This is a genomic window from Oscillibacter sp. 1-3, from assembly GCF_000403435.2.
Lineage (GTDB): Bacteria > Bacillota > Clostridia > Oscillospirales > Oscillospiraceae > Oscillibacter.
The window spans coordinates 171,905-188,884 of sequence record NZ_KE159707.1; the positions used below are offsets into that span (position 1 = coordinate 171,905).

The 16,980-nt window shown below is 63.5% G+C and carries 17 protein-coding genes; 8 read left to right on the forward strand and 9 right to left on the reverse strand.

The genetic code is table 11. The features are described 5' to 3' along the window. Positions 1-112 precede the first annotated feature (112 nt). Positions 113-1,165 carry an NAD(P)H-dependent oxidoreductase gene (locus C816_RS07220; RefSeq protein ID WP_016321736.1) on the forward strand — a complete coding sequence of 351 codons (1,053 nt, stop codon included), beginning with the start codon at positions 113-115 and terminating at the stop codon, positions 1,163-1,165. 37 nt (positions 1,166-1,202) lie between these two features. On the opposite strand, the gene C816_RS07225 is transcribed toward C816_RS07220, so the two are convergent. From C816_RS07225 to C816_RS07245, 5 genes are all read right to left on the reverse strand, one after another. After that, positions 1,203-1,937, reverse strand: coding sequence for a hypothetical protein (locus C816_RS07225; protein ID WP_016321737.1), 735 nt, complete (start codon positions 1,935-1,937; stop codon positions 1,203-1,205). Beyond that, positions 1,934-2,704, reverse strand: a complete 771-nt coding sequence (locus C816_RS07230) for a permease prefix domain 1-containing protein (RefSeq protein ID WP_016321738.1) — start codon at positions 2,702-2,704, stop codon at positions 1,934-1,936. The genes C816_RS07225 and C816_RS07230 overlap by 4 nt, the downstream gene beginning before the upstream one ends. After that, on the reverse strand, positions 2,704-3,042 hold the full coding sequence (locus tag C816_RS07235) for a PadR family transcriptional regulator (protein ID WP_016321739.1): 339 nt from the start codon (positions 3,040-3,042) through the stop codon (positions 2,704-2,706). Before C816_RS07235 ends, C816_RS07230 begins: the two co-directional genes overlap by 1 nt. 174 nt (positions 3,043-3,216) lie before the next feature. Continuing rightward, a complete protein-coding gene (locus tag C816_RS07240) occupies positions 3,217-4,092 on the reverse strand; it encodes a DUF3298 and DUF4163 domain-containing protein (RefSeq protein ID WP_016321740.1) in 876 nt (291 codons plus the stop codon). Positions 4,093-4,307: 215 nt separating this feature from the next. After that, positions 4,308-5,528, reverse strand: coding sequence for a tRNA(Met) cytidine acetate ligase (locus C816_RS07245; protein ID WP_016321741.1), 1,221 nt, complete (start codon positions 5,526-5,528; stop codon positions 4,308-4,310). Positions 5,529-5,731: 203 nt separating this feature from the next. Here C816_RS07245 and C816_RS07250 point away from each other — a divergent pair, with 203 nt between their 5' ends. After that, positions 5,732-6,937: an acetate/propionate family kinase gene (locus tag C816_RS07250; RefSeq protein WP_016321742.1), complete on the forward strand. Its 1,206-nt coding sequence runs from the start codon at positions 5,732-5,734 to the stop codon at positions 6,935-6,937. Positions 6,938-7,027: 90 nt separating this feature from the next. Here the strand turns inward: C816_RS07250 and C816_RS07255 are convergent, their stop codons facing one another. From C816_RS07255 to C816_RS07265, 3 genes are all read right to left on the reverse strand, one after another. Then, positions 7,028-8,026 carry a DUF4367 domain-containing protein gene (locus tag C816_RS07255; protein WP_016321743.1) on the reverse strand — a complete coding sequence of 333 codons (999 nt, stop codon included), beginning with the start codon at positions 8,024-8,026 and terminating at the stop codon, positions 7,028-7,030. A 497-nt stretch (positions 8,027-8,523) separates the two neighbouring features. Next, a complete protein-coding gene (locus C816_RS07260; RefSeq protein WP_016321744.1) occupies positions 8,524-9,051 on the reverse strand; it encodes a GNAT family N-acetyltransferase in 528 nt (175 codons plus the stop codon). Then, on the reverse strand, positions 9,048-9,575 hold the full coding sequence (locus C816_RS07265; protein WP_016321745.1) for a GNAT family N-acetyltransferase: 528 nt from the start codon (positions 9,573-9,575) through the stop codon (positions 9,048-9,050). The genes C816_RS07260 and C816_RS07265 overlap by 4 nt, the downstream gene beginning before the upstream one ends. Positions 9,576-9,737: 162 nt before the next feature. Here C816_RS07265 and C816_RS07270 point away from each other — a divergent pair, with 162 nt between their 5' ends. The 3 genes from C816_RS07270 (at position 9,738) to C816_RS07280 (ending at position 12,179) form a co-directional block, all read left to right on the forward strand. Next, positions 9,738-10,814, forward strand: a complete 1,077-nt coding sequence (locus tag C816_RS07270; RefSeq protein ID WP_016321746.1) for a DUF4397 domain-containing protein — start codon at positions 9,738-9,740, stop codon at positions 10,812-10,814. 367 nt (positions 10,815-11,181) lie between these two features. Then, positions 11,182-11,727 carry an SLOG family protein gene (locus C816_RS07275; RefSeq protein WP_016321747.1) on the forward strand — a complete coding sequence of 182 codons (546 nt, stop codon included), beginning with the start codon at positions 11,182-11,184 and terminating at the stop codon, positions 11,725-11,727. Between the two features lie 26 nt (positions 11,728-11,753). Then, positions 11,754-12,179: a hypothetical protein gene (locus C816_RS07280; RefSeq protein ID WP_016321748.1), complete on the forward strand. Its 426-nt coding sequence runs from the start codon at positions 11,754-11,756 to the stop codon at positions 12,177-12,179. Positions 12,180-12,230: 51 nt separating this feature from the next. Here the strand turns inward: C816_RS07280 and C816_RS07285 are convergent, their stop codons facing one another. Beyond that, positions 12,231-13,040, reverse strand: coding sequence for a class I SAM-dependent methyltransferase (locus tag C816_RS07285; RefSeq protein WP_016321749.1), 810 nt, complete (start codon positions 13,038-13,040; stop codon positions 12,231-12,233). 200 nt (positions 13,041-13,240) lie between these two features. Between C816_RS07285 and C816_RS07290 the strand changes: the two genes are divergently transcribed. The 3 genes from C816_RS07290 to C816_RS07300 all read left to right on the forward strand — a co-directional run bounded on the left by C816_RS07290 (position 13,241) and on the right by C816_RS07300 (position 16,607). Next, on the forward strand, positions 13,241-13,696 hold the full coding sequence (locus tag C816_RS07290; protein ID WP_016321750.1) for a GNAT family N-acetyltransferase: 456 nt from the start codon (positions 13,241-13,243) through the stop codon (positions 13,694-13,696). 344 nt (positions 13,697-14,040) lie between these two features. Next, the gene (locus C816_RS07295; protein WP_016321751.1) at positions 14,041-15,057 is read left to right on the forward strand and encodes a glycosyltransferase family 2 protein; all 1,017 of its coding nucleotides are present in this window, start codon (positions 14,041-14,043) and stop codon (positions 15,055-15,057) included. Positions 15,058-15,080: 23 nt separating this feature from the next. Further along, the gene (locus C816_RS07300; RefSeq protein ID WP_016321752.1) at positions 15,081-16,607 is read left to right on the forward strand and encodes an O-antigen ligase family protein; all 1,527 of its coding nucleotides are present in this window, start codon (positions 15,081-15,083) and stop codon (positions 16,605-16,607) included. Positions 16,608-16,980 lie beyond the last annotated feature (373 nt).

Here is a 16,980-nt window from a genome sequence, read left to right on the forward strand (position 1 = left end):
GGGTATTGGCTGCTGCCAACCCTGGCGGTATCGTTTCTCTGCCGGGCCCTGTGGGATGCGCCGGTGTGCTGCTCGTACTATGTCCCCGGCTGAGCCGGGAGGAGGTGTCTTCATGGAGGGCGAGCTGCTGATCCTCCACGCGGGCCGCCCTGGCGGACGGCTGGGCGCGGCGCTGTCCGCCGCCCGGGAGGGCCGCCGGGTCCAGGTGCGGTCCCGGCTGGAAGGACCCCTGGAAAACCGCCGGGTCCTCTTCGCCGCGCCCCTGGACGGCAGCGGCGTGAACCGTGAGTTTTACAGCCTGCTGGCCCATCTCCGCACCCATCCGGACTGCCTCCGGGGGTGCGTGGGCGGCGTGCTCATCGACGGGGCAGGGGACCTATACACCAAGTCCGCCGGGCGGGAGCTGGCGCTGGCGGCGAATCTCGCGGGGTGCGCCTTCCCGGGCCGTCCCCTGGTGGAGGCCGCGGGGGACCTGCAAAACTTCACCGTTCAGGCAAAAAACGCCGGGTGCTCCCTGGAGGAGGCCTACCGGCGGGCGGCGGCGAACCTGGCGGCGCGGGTGCTGGACTTCGCCCCGCCCCGGCGGCAGCGGCCGAAAATCCTGGTGCTCCATGCCTCCAGCCGCCGCACCTCCAACACCCTGGCCCTGTGGAGCCGGTGCCGGGAGCGGCTGGAGGGGGCCTGTGAGATCACGGAGATCGGCCTTCGCAACGGTGCCCTGGCGGACTGCGCCGGGTGCCCCTACACCGCTTGCCTCCACTTCGGGGAGCGGGGGGACTGCTTCTACGGCGGCGTCATGGTGGAGGAGGTGTACCCCGCCATCCGGGCGGCGGACGGCGTGGTGCTGCTCTGCCCCAACTACAACGACGCCCTGCCCGCCAACCTCTCCGCGGCGATCAACCGCCTGACGGCCCTGTACCGGGCCGCGCCCTTTGCGGACACAGCGGTGTTTGCCGTCGTGGTCTCGGGGTACTCCGGAGGGGACATCGTGGCCAGCCAGGTGGTGTCCGCCATGAATATGAACAAGGGCTTCTGGCTGCCGCCCCGGTTTGCCCTGCTGGAGACCGCCAACGACGCTGGAACGGCGGTAAAGCTGCCGGGGATTGAGGAGCGGCTGGAATCGTTCAGTCGGAACATTCTTCGTCAGCTGCTGGAGAAACACTGACAAAACACCCCCGCGCCCGGTGGGCGCGGGGGTGTCGCTATGTACGCTCTTCTGCCGTCTTGGGAGGTCCCTTCACAACGCTGGTACTGGCGTAGCTGGTCTCTTCGATCTGGAGGGTTGTCACCGTGTTTCCCTCCCGGTCTTTTCCAATCACGTGGTTCCCGCCGTCCCGGAGAAGGCCCACTTCCGCCACATAGTGGTGTGCAAGGAAGTACCGGCAGCCATTCCTCTGAAAGATGGGGACCGTGAGCTGGAGATACCCCAGACTGACATTCTCCACTGCCGCTCCCTCATAACCGGGATTTACCTGGAGCCGGATCTCCGCCGTCTCAATGGAGGGATCATCTACCCGGCCAAAGAAGAAATAGTGGATACCGTAGCAGTGGTAATCCTTGCCTGGACCGGTGTCCTCGGAGATGAGCTTCTGCGCGGCGTGGATGGGCTTTTCGGCGGTGCAGTCCAGCAGGACCGTGTGTCCGCCTCCCCAGCCCCAGGTACGGGCCGTTATATAAGCATTCGTGAAAAGCACGGTCTCGTCATTGGCCGTCAGATAGAACAGGTTGGTCCAGTTGTAGACCTTTGGCTCCCACTGCCGCCGGACCACTCGGGCCCCCTGGACGCCCTGCTGATCCTCCACCCGCCGGATGACCTGGATGGGCAGCAGCAGCGCCGTGTGCAGAAAGGTCTGCGCCAGAATCAGGAGTACCAGAGCGGCCGCGGCACAGCGCAGGGCCCTCCGCCGCCGGGTCAGCAGTCTCTTTTTCCGTCTCATGGCACCCCCTCCTTTGGCAGGGGAATGTCGACGGTGACGGTCTCCCCCAGCCAATCATACCGCAGCGTAATGTGATCATCCCCTGGCCGGACAGGAGCCCGCAGAAGAAGATTCCACATCATGGGATTGGCGAGCGCGCCCTGACGGCAAAGCACCTGCTGCTCCCCCCGCTGGCTCTCTACCAAGAGCTCGTTGAAAGCCGGGAACGAAACCAGGCCGCCGGGGATTTTATCATAGATACAGGCCGCCGCCTCCGCCGTCTGCACTCCGTCCTGATCGCCCACAGTAATCCGGTAGATCCACAGCACGTCGTTCCCGATGTTCCGCTGGATGTCCACCTTCTCCCTGACGCCGGAGACAGGGATATAGGGCTCCTGGCGGTAGAACATCCCAGCGGCGATCTCCTCAGGCTCCGGCGGGGAGACGCGGCAGACAACGCTCTCCCAGGCGTACCCGATCATCCTTCTGTTATAACTGCTGGAGAGGGCGGAGAAAATCACAAAAATACTGAGAATTAGGGCCGCGCCGGCGGCCACATTCCAGCCCCGGGGATACTGCTTCTCCATCTCCCGGCCCACCTCCGCCGGGTCGCCCATGGCGGCCATGGTCCGCTCCTCCGCCAGCTGCGCGTCATACCCCAGGTCCAGCAGGGCGCAGATGTGGTCCTCCATGTGCTCCTCCAGCTCCGCCCGGACGGCCTCCCGCTCCCGCCGGGACAGGCGGCGAAGGTGGGAGAGCACCTGGGCGCAGTACTCCGAGCGGTCCATCACGCCAGTCCCAGGGCGGAGGACCGCAGCACCGCGTCCACGGCCCCGCTGTACCGCCGCCAGCTCTCACTCTCCGTCCGCAATGCCTCGCCGCCCTTTTTCGTCAGGTGGTAATACTTCCGCACCCGGCCCGTGGGGGCCTCCTGGCGGTAGGCCTCCACATAGCCCTGCTGCTCCAGGCCGTGGAGCACCGGGTACAGCGTGCCCTCCTTCATGTCAAAGGTGCGGTTGGACCGGCGGGCCAGCTCCAGGATCATCTGGTAGCCGTACATATCCTCCACCGCCAGCAATGACAGCACCAGCAGCGGCGTGTGCTCGATCTGCTGTTTTTTTCGCATCTTCCTCGCTCCTCTCCGAAACAATACCTAGCATCTCTATGTCTATTATACATAGCGATACAAGGTATGTCAAGAAAAATGTGGGGACAAGTCTCTGTCTCCGTCCGCCTGCCGGTGCCTGGGCGCTCCCGGCGGGACCAACGGGCCAGAGGCCTGTCCCTACGATTTTTTGCGTTATTCAAGCTCCAGCATCGCCCGGCCGTAATCGCTGAGATAGGGGGCCAGGAGGTCATAGGACAGGCGGAATCCCTGGGGGCCGGCGGCGTAGGCCGCCAGCTCGTAGGGGGAGAATGCCACGGTCATGCCCTCTTCGTCAAAGCTGACGGCGTAGCTGCTCCACCCCGCGGCAATCTCCTCGTAATTCTCCCAGAACATCTCCTCCGCCTTCAGGTCATATTCCGCCGCCCTCTCGCGGATCTGGCGGACAATCTCCTCCCACACCGCTTGGGAGAAGATCTCTCCGTCCTCCGCCAGCTGCTCCGGGGCGAAGAACTCCCCGGTCTCCAGGTCGAAGTTCCAGGCCATCAGCACAGTGTTGGGGTGGGCGCCGCCGGTGTAGCTGTAGTAGTTCCCCGCCACGCTGACCAGCCGCTCCGTCCGGTAGGTCTCACTGGTCATCTCCGTAAAAAAGGCATGGCCCCAGTCGATGCCGCTCTCCTGCCGCCAGACACGCTCCTCCCGCGCCATATTCACCAGCTCCTGGAACCCCTCGTCCAGCGTCCAGGACGCGAATTGGGCATTGAAGGTCGCCGCCGCCGCCAGAGCCCGGGCCTCGGCCTCCGTCTCCGCGGTCTCAATGGCGGCACCGCCGGCCCGGCAGGCGGTCAGCTCCGGCATGTAAACGCGGTACGTTGCCAGAAGGGTGCCGTCCTCGTCCACGGCGCTGTCCTCCCGCTCCACCATCTCCACGGTGTACCCGCAGGGCTCCTCCTCCGGCGCGGGCGCCGCCGCCGGGGGCGGGGCGTTCTCAGCGGGTTCCCGGCCCGCCGGGGCGGCGGTACAGCCTGCCAGCAGACAGAAGATCAACAGCAGAATACTCCATTTTTTCATTGGTCATTCCCCTTTCCGAGGTATAGTCAACACACTTGAAAAGAATCAGAATGATTCTTTTCAGCCCGGCGGCAGTAAAACTGCCGCCGGAGACCGTGTAAACGGTCGTGTGTTTGACTTCATGGGTGAAGCACACGGACAAAGCCCGTCCAGCGGGCCAAAGACCCGCTGGTTGAACATCCGCAATTTGCGGATGTTCAAGTGCTTCAGCTATATCAGATCATTACAGGCCCCTCCAGCCAGAGACTGCCGCCGCCGGCGGCGGAGAGGTCCGTATAGGCCAGGGCGTACAGGTCCGCCGCCCGTGCCTCCAGGGCGAAGAGCTCCCGGGCCTCCTTTCCCAGCCGGTTCACAGCGGCGGGCTTGGTGAGGATGGGGACGGAGGCCGTCTTCCGCATCCGGGCCAGCAGGGCGCGGCCCGTCTCATTGGCCGCCAGCACCCGCAGGTAGGGCACGGTCTCCAAAAACTCCCCCGGCCGCAGGCCCAGGTAGGCCCACAGGGCCATTCGCCGCAGGCGTGCGTAGGGATACCGCTTCGTCTTGGCCGCCGCCAGCAGCGCCTCCACCGACACGGCGGCGCGGCCTGCGCCGTACAGCCGCCGGTACAGTCCCTCCCGGCCCTGGTCCAGGGCGGCGAAGTCCGCCTCCTCCATGGACCGCAGCCGGGCCAGGACGGCCCGCTCACAGTTCTCCAGAAACACCGGAGCCCGGCCCGCGGCCTCCTCCGCCTCGTAGGCCTCCGCCATGGCGGGGGCCATGCGGCCCAGGGCCTCCTCCCGCCGCCCCTGCCGCAGCAGCGCCCGGATGGCGGCGGCGGAGGCGTTCTGATCCGGCGGTGTGCCCTCCTGGTCGTGGGCGGCCCCCCGGCGGGGAACCGTCAGCACCTCCAGGGAGGCGTTGCGGCGCAGGAGAGCCTTGCAGTACTCCACTCCCAGGGTGTTGTTGGGCTGGGCCAGCAGAGCCGCCTCCTCCGGGGAGGTCAGCCGTCCCGCCGCCCGCTGGCGGGCGGCTGCGAAGGAGTCCCCCTGCCGGAGCTCCGCTTTCAACAGGGCGGGGAATTCCTCCGACAGCAATGCCGCAGCCAGGCGCATCAGGGCCGCCCCGTCGCCGCACTCGCTGCCGAAGGCCAGGGTATCCGCCACGCCGGCGCCCAGCAGGACCTGGACGCCTCCGGCGGCGAACCGCTCCGCCGGGGCCGCCGCCCAGGGCAGGGGCAGCTCCAGCACCAGGTCCGCCCCGCTGCGGACGGCGGCCATGGCCCGGGCCTGCCGCCGGAGGACGGCGAAGTCCCCCCTCTGGACGAAATCCCCGCTCATGGCGCAGACCACGGCGGTGTCCTGCCCCAGCAGGCGGCGGACCTCCCGCAGGAGGTGGACATGGCCCATGTGCAGGGGGTTGTACTCCGTAATGATACCAGTTACCCGCAGAAAAATCACCTCAAAACGATGACAAAAAAATGACAGTTCGGTAAAAATAGAGGTTGTAACTGAAAAAAAACCTGCTATAATAAAGTCGTATATATGTGTATTATACCAAATGCGGAAGATCCTGCAAGTATTTTTGGAAGCTCCGAATAAATCCCCGCACGCGGATTGAATCAGAGCTTCCACAAAAAAGATCAAAAGGGAGTCGAGGAACAATGAACATTCTGGTAATCAACGCGGGCAGCTCTTCTCTGAAATATCAGCTGCTGAATCCGGAGACCGGCGACCTGCTGGCCAAGGGCCTGTGCGAGCGCATCGGCATCGACGGCAAGTTTACTTACAAGCCCCAGGTGGAGGGCAAAGCGGCCCTGGACGCCGTGGATGTGGCCATGCCCACCCACTCCGAGGCCATTCAGGCCGTGCTGGACGCCCTGGTGGACGGCAAAAACGGCGTGGTGAGCTCCATGAAGGAGATCGAGGCCGTGGGACACCGGGTGGTCCACGGCGGCGAGGCGTTCAACAAGTCCGTGCTCATCACCGACGAGGTGCTCAAAGCCATTGAGGACTGCATCCCCCTGGCCCCTCTCCACAACCCCGCCAACCTCACCGGCATCCGCGCCTGCCAGAAGGTAATGCCCGGCGTGCCCATGGTGGCCGTGTTCGACACCGCCTTCCACCAGACCATGCCTCCCAAGGCCTATATGTACGCCCTGCCCTACGCCTACTATGAGCAGGACAAGGTCCGCCGCTACGGCTTCCACGGCACCAGCCACAAGTACGTGGCGGGCCGGGCCGCCGCCATGCTGGGCAAGGCCCCCGAGGAGGTCAAGCTGATCTCCTGCCACCTGGGCAACGGCTCCTCCATCGCCGCGGTGGACGGCGGCAAGTCCGTGGACACCTCCATGGGCTTCACCCCCCTGGCGGGCCTGCCCATGGGCACCCGCTCCGGCGACCTGGACGCCGGCATTCTGCAGTACGTGATGAACAAGCACGGCCTGAGCATTGACGAGATGCTGAACGTGCTGAACAAGAAGTCCGGCGTGGAGGGTCTGAGCTGCGTCAGCTCCGACTTCCGGGACCTGGAGAACGCCGCCGCCAAGGGGGACAAAAAGGCGGAGCTGGCCCAGGAGAAGTTCGCCTATGAGGTAAAGAAGTACGTGGGCGCTTACGCCGCCGCCATGGGCGGGGTGGACGCCGTCATCTTCACCGCCGGCGTGGGCGAGAACGACAAGGCCATCCGCCGCATGGTCTGCCAGGGGCTGGAGTACATGGGCGTGGAGCTGGATGAGGCCGCCAACGACGTGCGGGGCAAGGAGACGGTGATCTCCGCCGCCGCTTCCAAGGTGAAGGTTCTGCTGATCCCCACCAACGAGGAACTGATGATCGCCATGGACACCGCCTCCATTGTGTCCGGCAAGTAAGCGGCCAAAAAACGAATAGACGCGTCACAGCGGCGGCAGGGAGTTTCCCTGCCGCCGCTGCCTGGTTTCTATGATGCGCCGCGGCTCACGTCACTTCCGTGTGATGTGCTCCGCCATAAAGATCAGGACATCCCTGTCCAGGTGGCCCTGGAGGAGGAAATTGATCTTCGTCTCCGGGTCCGTCCAGAGGAGGGCGCTGAAGGTGGAGCCCCCCAGTGTCGAGGTGGTCTCACTGTCTTCCGTCTTCGTCACAACTGTGAGGGCCTGTGTCTTCTCCTGCCAGAACCGCCCCTCCGAGCCGTTCATCTTCACCGTCTCCGCCGTGCCGGTCCCGCCGGCGTGCAGAGGCAGGGAGCTGTACGTCCAGGTGAAACCGCCGGCCCCCTCCACAGTCCACTGCTCCTTCACCACCTCCGGCAGGGCATCGCGGGAAAAGAGGCTGGCGCCGGCGGGTAAGGCGGTGAGCGCGTACTCCGGCAGGGGCTCCGATTTGACCTCCGCCACGCTCTCGGCGATCTTCTCCATTGCGGCCTGATCCAGACTGCCGGACAGCCAGAAGAGATTACCCTGTTTGTTCTCCCAGACCAGGTCGTTGGTCAGATACCCGTGGGCGGGAACTCCCTGGTAGAAATCCGCGTCACAGCCTTGGATCTTGGTCTTGTGCAGGATGCTGTCGCCGCTCACAGCGGCCCCGGCCGCGGCGCCGAGACTTCCGGTGGGACGGAGGAAACAGGAGAAGTTCAGCCGGTCCCCGCCGTTCTCATAGCTCCAGTCGGCCTTCACCTCCCCCTTCTGCGGGACCCCGCCGGTGGAGGCGCTGCTGAGGGCGTAGCCCTCCGGCAGCCAGGAGGGACGGAAGGCGGGGGGCTGCTCTCCCTCCGGGACCTTGGCGGGAGCGGGGCCGGTGTAATAGAGATCGCCCTCCAGATACTCCCGCTGCCAGGTGCGGCCCGGCACGGTCTTGGAGACCTGGGACGCCGTCTTGCCCGTCTCGTCCGCCGCTTTTTTTCCGGCGGGGGCCGCCAGAGCGGTGGTACAGAGGCTCAGCGCCAGCGCCGCCGTAGTGAGCCCTGCCAGGATGGATGTCATGGTTTTTTCATAGTATTCTTTCTTTTCCGGCGGAGAGGAGAGCTCTCCCGCCGTTCGAAAAAAATTTTTCCATCATACCACAGACCGGCCCGGAACACAAAACCGCTCTCCCTCTCCTGCACCGCCGGCGGCACCCTCTATATAAAATGTCCAAATCCACAGCATAAGCGCCCCCTCCCAGCCGCAGGGAGAGGGGCCGCCGTCTTTCGTTAGACCTCTTGTGAAATTGATTTTGCTGTAGTTTTTTGCGTCCAAAACAGGGATGTTTGACTGCCGATTCGCTTGGTTTTATCTGCCCGTTTAGCCCATGTTTGAAAATGTCAAAACGCCCAAGCGACGGATCTTTTTCCGCCGTTCCGCGTTGATTTTCCTTGCAATACACAAAGTATGGCGTCGTCAAATCGCCTTGACCGGCAAAAAAATCTCTCGCCGCTGCACATTTTGCCATTTATCAAACAAGGCCTATTCAGAACTTTTTATTTTCGCAAGAGGTCTATTCACTCCAGTCTCTTCTCCAGGCACACCAGCCCCACGCCGGGGATGCCGTTGAACTCACAGGGGACAATCCCCGCCTCCCGGTAGCCCAGGCGGGCGTACAGCGCCCGGGCGGCTGCGTTTTTCTCGTTGGTGTCCATCCGCAGAAAAGGGCACCCCCGCTCCCAGGCGTAGTCCTCGTAGAACGCCACAAAGGCGGCGCCCCGGCCCCCGCCCTGATAGAGCGGGTCCACCACCAGGGTGTGCAGCACCATCACCCGCTCCGCCGGGGCCTGCCACCGCCAGGGAACCCGGGTGTACACCGGCACCTGCGTCCGGTTGATCCGGGCGGCGGCGGTGAGAACGCCGCCCTCCGTCATCACGAACAGCTCCCCCGCCTCCAGGGCCTCCAGAGCGGTGGACTCCGTCGGGTACACCCCCCGGACCCAGCCCACGCTGGCCCGGCCCGCCTCCTCCTCCGTCAGAATGCGGTCATAGACGGCCCCGATCTCCAAAATGTCCTCCCGGGTCCCTCTCCGGATTTCTCTCATGGCGTCTCCTCCCTGTCACGGCGGACCACATAGCGGTAGTGGGGCATGTCCACCCCCCGGTAACGCTTTGTCCAGCTGTCCCGGCGCTCCATCCCGATCCGCAGCGCCACCCGCTGGGAGGCCGTGTTGGTATCCCGGATGATGGAGCACACCTCGCCGGCCCCCAGGGTCTCAAAGGCATACTGCCTGCAGGCCTCCGCGGCCTCCGCCGCGTACCCCCGGCGCCAGTACGCCCGGCAGAGGAGATAGCCGATCTCCAGGACCTCCGTATCCCGCCAGGGCTGCATGGTCAGCCCGCACTGGCCGATCAGTGCGCCCGTCTCCTTTTCAATGACGGCCCACAGGCCGAAGCCCCACATCCGATAGCGCCGGATCTGCCGGTCCAGCCATGCGTGGGCCTCCCCGTCGCTGAAAGCCCCTTCGTAGGCATACATGACCTCCGGGTCCTTCAGCATCCGGCACAGGGCGTCAAAGTCGCCCTGGTTCAGCTCCCGCAGATACAGCCGCTCCGTCTCCAGGATCATACTCCGCCTCCTGTCACAGCTTCTTACATATATTTTACCACCCCCGGCCCCCGGGCGCAAGAGCGAAACCACCGGGGGCACAGCCGCGGCCGCCGCCGCATAAAATGGCTCAGCACCATCTGAAAGGAGGAGGCCGGAACCATCGTTCCGGCTTGCGATACTATGGATCGTAACGGTTATAACAGCTACATCCCTCAGACGCGGCAGACGGCCCGAAGCATGGCCGCCGAGCCTGTGGTCCCCCTGCCCAACGTGGGTGAGGGCGGGCCCGTCTACTCCGGCGGCGCCGAGCCCGTCGTTCCCCTGCCAAACCCCGGTGAGGGCGGCCCCGTTTACCCCGGCAATATGGACACCGATGTCACGGACCCCGGCCAGGTGCCTGTGACGCCCCTGCCCAATCCCGGCGAGGGCGGCCCTGTCTACCCCGGCAATGGCGGCAGCGGCATCGTGGAGCCCGTCATCCCTCTGCCCAATCCCGGCGAGGGCGGCCCCGTCTATCCCGGCAACAGCGGCGGCAATAACAGCAACTGGGTCTGTCCCAGCGGCTTCTGCGGCGGAGTGACCATCCTGCCGGGCATCATCGGCGCCGTGTGGCCCAGCGCCTCCAAGGTCCGTTTCCTGAACGCCGCCTACGGCTATCAGGCCTTCCGGATCTTTGTGGGCAACACCAGGGCCGTGAATTTCCTGAACTACGCCTCCGCCACCAACTACGGCCGGGTGGGCGCCGGCTACCAGACAGTGACCGTCACCGGCACCGACGGCTACATCTACATTCAGAAGACCATGCCCTTCCAGGCCAACGGCATCACCACCATTGCCATCATCAACACCGCCGGCGGCCTGGATCTGCTCCAGATCACCGACAGCTGCTGCCCGCCCGCCAACGGCTACTCCAGCTTCCGGGTGGGGAACCTCGCCATCAACACCGGGCCCCTGGACGTGATTATGAGCGACGGCCGGGTGGTCTACGGCGACCTGCGGTACAAGGAGGTGGGGGCCTTCAAGCGGATCATGCCCGGTACCTACCAGTTCTTCTACGCGGACACGGACCTGGTGCCCATGCCCGCCTCCCTGGACATCGAGACCATGGACTCCGCGTGGCTGGGCGTCTACCCGCCCCACGAGACCTTCGGCTCTTTGTACCTGAACGTGGTCAGCAACGCCATCTACTCCGTCTATCTGCTCCAGAGCGGCACCGGACGGAACAACATTCAGAATCTGATCCTGATGGACCGGTGATCCGGTCCTCCGGAAACCGCAGGGGAGAGGCATATGCCTCTCCCCTCAGGCTGTCGAGAAAGTCCCGACGGGCTTTTTCGGCAAGTCTGCTGATGGCTCAATTTTCCAATCACCCGGAGATTGAAAGATCTGTCGCTCCGCTCCGCAAACGTTCGATCCCGCGCGAGGCGGGCGCTGTCCTGGCCGCCGGAAACCCAGTGTTTTCGGGAAAGCGGGCAGGGACAGAGCCCCGCCCCTGCCAAGCCTCAAACCAAAACTGCAGATGATAGAATGTGCGGTTGAACGCCTCCTTTTTCAAAAAACTCTTTACAAGAAGAAACAAATGTTCTATACTACGGGTGAGATCAAACGGAGAGGAGGCTGTTCTATGCGGGCGAGGCAGATCTCCTGCTGCTTTACCGGACACCGGCCGGCGAAGCTCCCCTGGGGATACCGGGAGGCGGACCCCCGGTGCGGGGACCTGAAGCGGCGCATCGCGGACGTGCTGGAGGCCGCCTACCAGGAGGGCTACCGCCATTTTCTCTGCGGCATGGCCCTGGGGTGCGACCTCTACTTTTGCGAGGCCGTCCTCCGCCTGCGGGAGGTCCGCCCGGAGGTGACTCTGGAGGCCGCTATCCCCTGTCCCACCCAGGCCGACGCCTGGCCCCCGGCCCAGCGGGAGCGGTATGCCCGGCTGGTAGCGGCCTGCGACTATGAGACCATGGTCTCCGCCCAATACACCCCCGCCTGTATGCACCGGCGGGACCGGTACATGGTGGACCACGCCTCGCTTCTGATCGCCGCCTTTGACGGCACCCCCGGCGGCACCCGGTACACAGTGGAGTACGCCATGGGGCGTGGCGTCTCCGTGGTGGACCTGCCCATTGTGCCGGAGAGCAGGAGGGACGGCGGGGGCGGGAATACAAACCGATGATGGAGGAACGGCTGTGAAATCAATCTGTGGAGTCGACTACCACCTGTCCGTTCAGCGGCGGCTGCAAGGGCTGTACAGAGACCGGCAGCCGCCCCTTTGGGGGGACATGCGTCACGGCGGAGTGCAGCAAAAAGGGCGGCACGACCCTGGCCGAACTGAAGGAAAAGCTGATCGCGGCGTTCCGTGCGCTGAACATCCCGGACATGGAAGAGGTAACGGAGCTCAACGCCCTTCGAGGGTCCCTCATCAACCTGGAGTACACCCTGTCCAACGGGCAGACCGTCAGGGTGTGGGAGGACGACCGGATCTATCTGGGCAATCAGCTGCGCAAAGAGGGCAGCGAACGCTGCTACGGCGTCGCCGCCGATGAAACATATTTAATGGTGTCTGAGTACGGCGGCTATGGAGACGACGTCCAGATCGTCATATTCAAGCGCTGGAAGGACAGCTGAGTATTAAAGGGGGGCCGCCCAGGGAGGCGGCCCCTGCGGGCACATAACGCTTCATACATCTGTGGGGACCGCCGTCCGTAATTTGGCAGGTTGCTGCAGGCCGCGCTTCTCTGCGACGATCAGATAGCGGTGGATGGTTCCCCGAATCTCTCCGTTCCGCTCTATCTCCTCCTGCATGGCCAGCAGCGCCCCAAAGCACCGGTCCACGGAAAAGCCCGGGAACTCCCACTGGATGATCTTTGCAAACCAGACAAAGGCCCCCACATCGTAGAAGAAAATGGGCCGGTAGACCTCCTCCGCCCGCAGGATTCGGAACCCCGCCTCCTCAAACACCGCCCGCTGCTTCGCCAGATTCATATGGGGGAAGGGCTTCTCCGTCCCCGGCAGCACCCGCTCCACCAGGTCCCGGTCATTGTCGCCGCCCACCTGCTCCGTGATGAACAGGCCGCCCTTTTTCAGCAGCCGGAACAACTCCGGGGTGCAGAAGGAGCCGTGGCGGTTGAGGACGATGTCAAAGGTGCCGTCCTGCCAGGGGACCGCCGCGGGATCGGCGCAGGGCTTGAAGTCGATTCCCAGAGGCACAAGCCGCTCCCCGCACAGCCGTGCGTTGGGAGGATAGCCCTCCGTGGCGGCGGTCCGGTCAAAGGGATGGCAGAGGGAGAGCAGAAATTCGCCGCCTCCGGTGTCATAGTCCAGGAGCATGGCGTCCGGGCGAAGATGCTCCCGGACGATCTCCTCATAGGACCAGGGCAGGTCGTGCTCCTCCTCAAACCTGCCCCGGATGGGGGAGAAGTCCCACCCGCGGATTTGAGCCCGGGCCTCCTCCGCTCTCCAGGTCTCTCTCAGCTTGGAACGATCCATGTCTCCGCTCCTCTCTTCCGCGCCACAGAAAAATTCATGCTTTTGATTTTATCATAGGGGCCCCGGCGCCGTCAACGAGCCGTCTTACGGTCCGTTTTTTTATGCGCTCAGGGCGGGATACCGGCAATTTTGCCGCCCCCCGCGTTGACGATTGAAACCGGCTGTGATAAGATCAGAGCGATCAAGGGGGGATGATGCAGATGAATTATAAAATAGTACGGCTCATAGACCATCCTGAGATAAAAGAGCAGGCCGCGCGGTGGTTTCATGAAAAATGGGGAATTCCATTGCAGGCTTATTTGGAGAGCATGGAAGCGTGTCTGGCCGGCGGAAATCCTGTTCCCCAATGGTATGCAGCAATGGAAAAGGGGAGAATCATTGGCGGATTGGGCGTGATTGAGAATGACTTCCATGATAGAAAGGACCTGGCTCCCAATGTCTGCGCGGTATATACGGAAAAGGAAAAACGCCGCCATGGCGTTGCCGGCAGTCTGTTGGATTATGCGTGCGCCGACATGAAGAGCCGGGGGATTTCTACTCTTTATCTTATGACCGACCACACCTCCTTTTATGAGCGGTACGGATGGGAGTTTTTATGTATGGTGCAGGGAGACGGCGAACCCCGCATGGCAAGAATGTATATTCACAGAAGCTGATCATCTCCGTTTGGATATGCTGCCGGAGGATTTGATGAAGCGGACACCGGCGGCGCGAGAGGAAAAAGATGCGGGGGCGGGGCTCCGTCCCGGCCTGTCCGCCTGAAATCTGGCCTTTTGGGGAAACCCAGCGTTTTTGGGAAAACGGGCGGGGACAGAGCCCCGCCCCTACAAAGCCGCAAAACCAGAATCTTGGAGGATAAAATACGCGGCCGGACACTTCCTCTAAAGGAAGATCCTTGACCTTCCCTCCGGAATGGGGTAAAATATCCCTGTAATCTGCCCCGCCCTCGGTTGGGGGACAGGCTGCCGCTGGAGACAGCGTCTTAATAAGGAGGGATGGCATGCCCGGCATTTCCGTGATCGTCCCCGTCTATCAGGCGGAGAAATTCCTGCCCGCGTGTGCGGAGAGCGTGACCAATCAGACCTTTTCCGACTGGGAGCTGCTGCTGGTGGACGACGGCTGCACCGACGGCTCCGGCGCCGTCTGCGATGCGCTGGCCGCGGCGGACAGCCGGGTCCGGGCTCTCCACCAGCCCAAAAACGCCGGCGTCAGCGAGGCCCGCAACCGGGGACTCCGGGAGGCCCGGGGGGAGTACATCGCCTTCCTGGACGCCGACGACGCCTTTGAACCCCAGACCCTGGAGATCCTGTGGAACCTGCGGGCCCAGGCCGGGGCGGATACCGCCGCCTGCGCCCATCAAAACCTGTACCCCGGAGGCGGCACCTCGGTGGAGCTGGTCCTGCCTGCCGGGATCTATGACCGGCAGGGCATTCTGGACGGAATCGTCTACCCCCTGCTGGGGGACCGGCTGGCGCAGCCGATCTTCAACGGGTTCATCTGGCGCTACCTCTTCTCCGCCCAGATCCTCCGGGATGCCGGAATCACCTTTGAGGGGGCCTATCTGGAGGACGAGATCTTTTTAATGGAGTACTTCTGCAACGCCCAAAAACTGGCGGTGACGGAGGAGCCCCTGTACCGCTATGTGCTGAACCCCGCCTCCGCCACGCACAAGTACATGTCGGACTTCCGGCAGGTGTTCGCCCGCTTCATGGAGCGCAAGGCGGCCCTGGCGGAGAAGTACGGCCTGGAGGCCGCCCGCCCCCAGTGGCGGGAGAACTCCAACTGGGCGGGGCTGCTGATCGCCGTCAGCAACGAGTACGCCAGGGGCAATCCCAAGACGTGGACCCAGAAACGGCAGGCGGTGGAGACGCTTTGCGCCTTGCCGGAGATGGCGGAGGCCATCCGCGCCGTGACCCCCGCGGGCATGAGCCGCAACAAGCAGCTGGCGGCCCGGCTGGTGCGGGACGGGCACTTCTTTCTGCTGACGCTGCTGTACCGCCTGAAAAACCGCACCTGATTTCAAGAAATGAGGATATTTCTATGACCCTGATCCAGGAGAGCTGTATTTACCGCCTGTGTCTGGCCCTGGCGGCCGTCTATGAGGACAGCGGTCTCCACCGCATACTGGCGGCCCTGGGCCGCTGGTGCAATCGCCAGATCGATGAGAGCGCCGTCTTGCGCCCGCTGTGCCGGGAGGGTGTTGTATCCCGGGCCTGGGAGGGGAGCCTTCTCTGCCGCCTGCTCACCGCTCTTGTCAACCTGCCCGGCTGGCTGCTGCGCAGGCTGTACGAGGCGCTGCCTCTGACTTTCGAGGACAGTTTCTTCGCCCGTCTGGCCTTCGCTATGGGAGAGGAGACCGCCGTGGCCCAGTCCTGGCTCATCATGCTGCTGTGGATTATTCCTTTCAGCCGCTGGAACAACGCGTACAGCCTCATGGGCTTCACGCTGCTGCTGGTGCTGTTTTACGCTGGGTCCATGGGCCGGGCGGACTTCCGGCTGGACATAGCGGCAGTGGGCTTTTATCCAGTGGTGCTGCTGGGCGCGGCTTTTCTGGGCGTGGCCCTTTCCTACGCGCCCTCCCTGTCCCTGCGGTTTTTGTTTTACCATGTCTCCGCCGCCCTCTGCGTGCTGGTGACGGTCAGCGCCGTCCGCAGCACGGAGGATTTGAAACGGCTGCTCTCCGGCGGCGCGGTATGCGTGCTGGTGTCCTCCCTGTACGGTGTATATCAGCGCATCCAGGGCGTAGAGGTCAACCGCTCCTATGTGGATTTGAAGGTCAACGCCGGGATGCCCGGCCGGGTGGAATCCTTTTTTGACAACGCCAACACCTTCTGCGAGGTGCTGCTGCTGCTACTGCCCCTGGTGGCCGCATTGATTCTCTGCTCTAAACATTTATACAGCAGACTGATGGCCGGCGGTATTCTGATTGTGGGCGCCGCCGCCGCGGGCATGACCTACTCCCGGGCCAGCTGGGTGGGGCTTGCCTGCGCCATGGCGGTGTTTGTGTTTTTGTGGCGGCCCCGGCTGATTCCGCTGTTCGCGGCGCTGTGCGTGCTGTGCATTCCCATTCTGCCCGACACCATCTGGAACCGCATCCTCACCATCGGCAACTTTTCGGACTCCTCCACCCTCAACCGCATTCCAACGCTCTTGGCGGCTCTGGAGATGATCCGCAGCCGCCCCCTCCGTGGCATCGGCCTGGGGGCCGTGGTGCCAAAGACCTACGCCGCCGACTGGAATCTCTACCACGCCAATTTTCCCTATGTCCACTCTCACAATTTCTACCTGGAGGTCTGGCTCCAGACGGGCCTTCTGGGAGTGGTCAGCTTCGTTGGCGCTCTGTTGTGGAACATCAAGCAGGCGGCCCGCACGGTGCGGCGCTGCACTCCCTCCGCAGCCCGTACCATCACCTGCGCTGCGGCTTCGGCCCTGTGCGGAGCTATGGTCTGCGGCCTGGCGGACTATCTGTGGCACTATCCTCGGGTGATGGTCATCTTCTGGTTTGTCTTCGCCGTGGCCCTGGCGGGGGTGAAGGTCTGCCGCAAAGAGGCGACGGAAAGAGTTTGACAACAGACTTGACCTTTGCGTAAAAACGCTGTAAAATAAGAGGGCTGAGGTATATCCCCGGAGTCTGTTTTCAAACCGGCGGAGTGCCGGATCGAGGCGTTTTTTCGCCGGCGGTTTGACGCAGGAATCCTGACGGATTTCAAGTCAAATCAACGCAGCTCTGGCGGGAAAAGATGCCTTGGCGGCGTTTGGGCGGTCTGAAAACAGATTCCAGTTCTCTCCCTTTGGCCCGCAGAAAAAATCAAATAGCTTGGATTTGTACAGATGGCAGTCTTTAGGTTAGCTGGCCTGAGCGAGATGCCCGGAAGCCTATGGAGGGTGATGCGCATCAAGACCTTTAATCTCAAATCTTCCGTTCCAAGATCCTCTCTGG

Coding starts and splice junctions, on each gene's coding strand:
- C816_RS07270 (WP_016321746.1), top strand. CDS start 9,738: ATGGATCGTAACGGTTATAACAGCTACATCCCTCAGACGCGGCAGACG.
- C816_RS07225 (WP_016321737.1), bottom strand. CDS start 1,937: ATGAGACGGAAAAAGAGACTGCTGACCCGGCGGCGGAGGGCCCTGCGC.
- C816_RS07235 (WP_016321739.1), bottom strand. CDS start 3,042: ATGCGAAAAAAACAGCAGATCGAGCACACGCCGCTGCTGGTGCTGTCA.
- C816_RS07250 (WP_016321742.1), top strand. CDS start 5,732: ATGAACATTCTGGTAATCAACGCGGGCAGCTCTTCTCTGAAATATCAG.
- C816_RS07275 (WP_016321747.1), top strand. CDS start 11,182: ATGCGGGCGAGGCAGATCTCCTGCTGCTTTACCGGACACCGGCCGGCG.
- C816_RS07230 (WP_016321738.1), bottom strand. CDS start 2,704: ATGGACCGCTCGGAGTACTGCGCCCAGGTGCTCTCCCACCTTCGCCGC.
- C816_RS07265 (WP_016321745.1), bottom strand. CDS start 9,575: ATGATCCTGGAGACGGAGCGGCTGTATCTGCGGGAGCTGAACCAGGGC.
- C816_RS07260 (WP_016321744.1), bottom strand. CDS start 9,051: ATGAGAGAAATCCGGAGAGGGACCCGGGAGGACATTTTGGAGATCGGG.
- C816_RS07220 (WP_016321736.1), top strand. CDS start 113: ATGGAGGGCGAGCTGCTGATCCTCCACGCGGGCCGCCCTGGCGGACGG.
- C816_RS07255 (WP_016321743.1), bottom strand. CDS start 8,026: ATGACATCCATCCTGGCAGGGCTCACTACGGCGGCGCTGGCGCTGAGC.
- C816_RS07240 (WP_016321740.1), bottom strand. CDS start 4,092: ATGAAAAAATGGAGTATTCTGCTGTTGATCTTCTGTCTGCTGGCAGGC.
- C816_RS07285 (WP_016321749.1), bottom strand. CDS start 13,040: ATGGATCGTTCCAAGCTGAGAGAGACCTGGAGAGCGGAGGAGGCCCGG.
- C816_RS07300 (WP_016321752.1), top strand. CDS start 15,081: ATGACCCTGATCCAGGAGAGCTGTATTTACCGCCTGTGTCTGGCCCTG.
- C816_RS07290 (WP_016321750.1), top strand. CDS start 13,241: ATGAATTATAAAATAGTACGGCTCATAGACCATCCTGAGATAAAAGAG.
- C816_RS07295 (WP_016321751.1), top strand. CDS start 14,041: ATGCCCGGCATTTCCGTGATCGTCCCCGTCTATCAGGCGGAGAAATTC.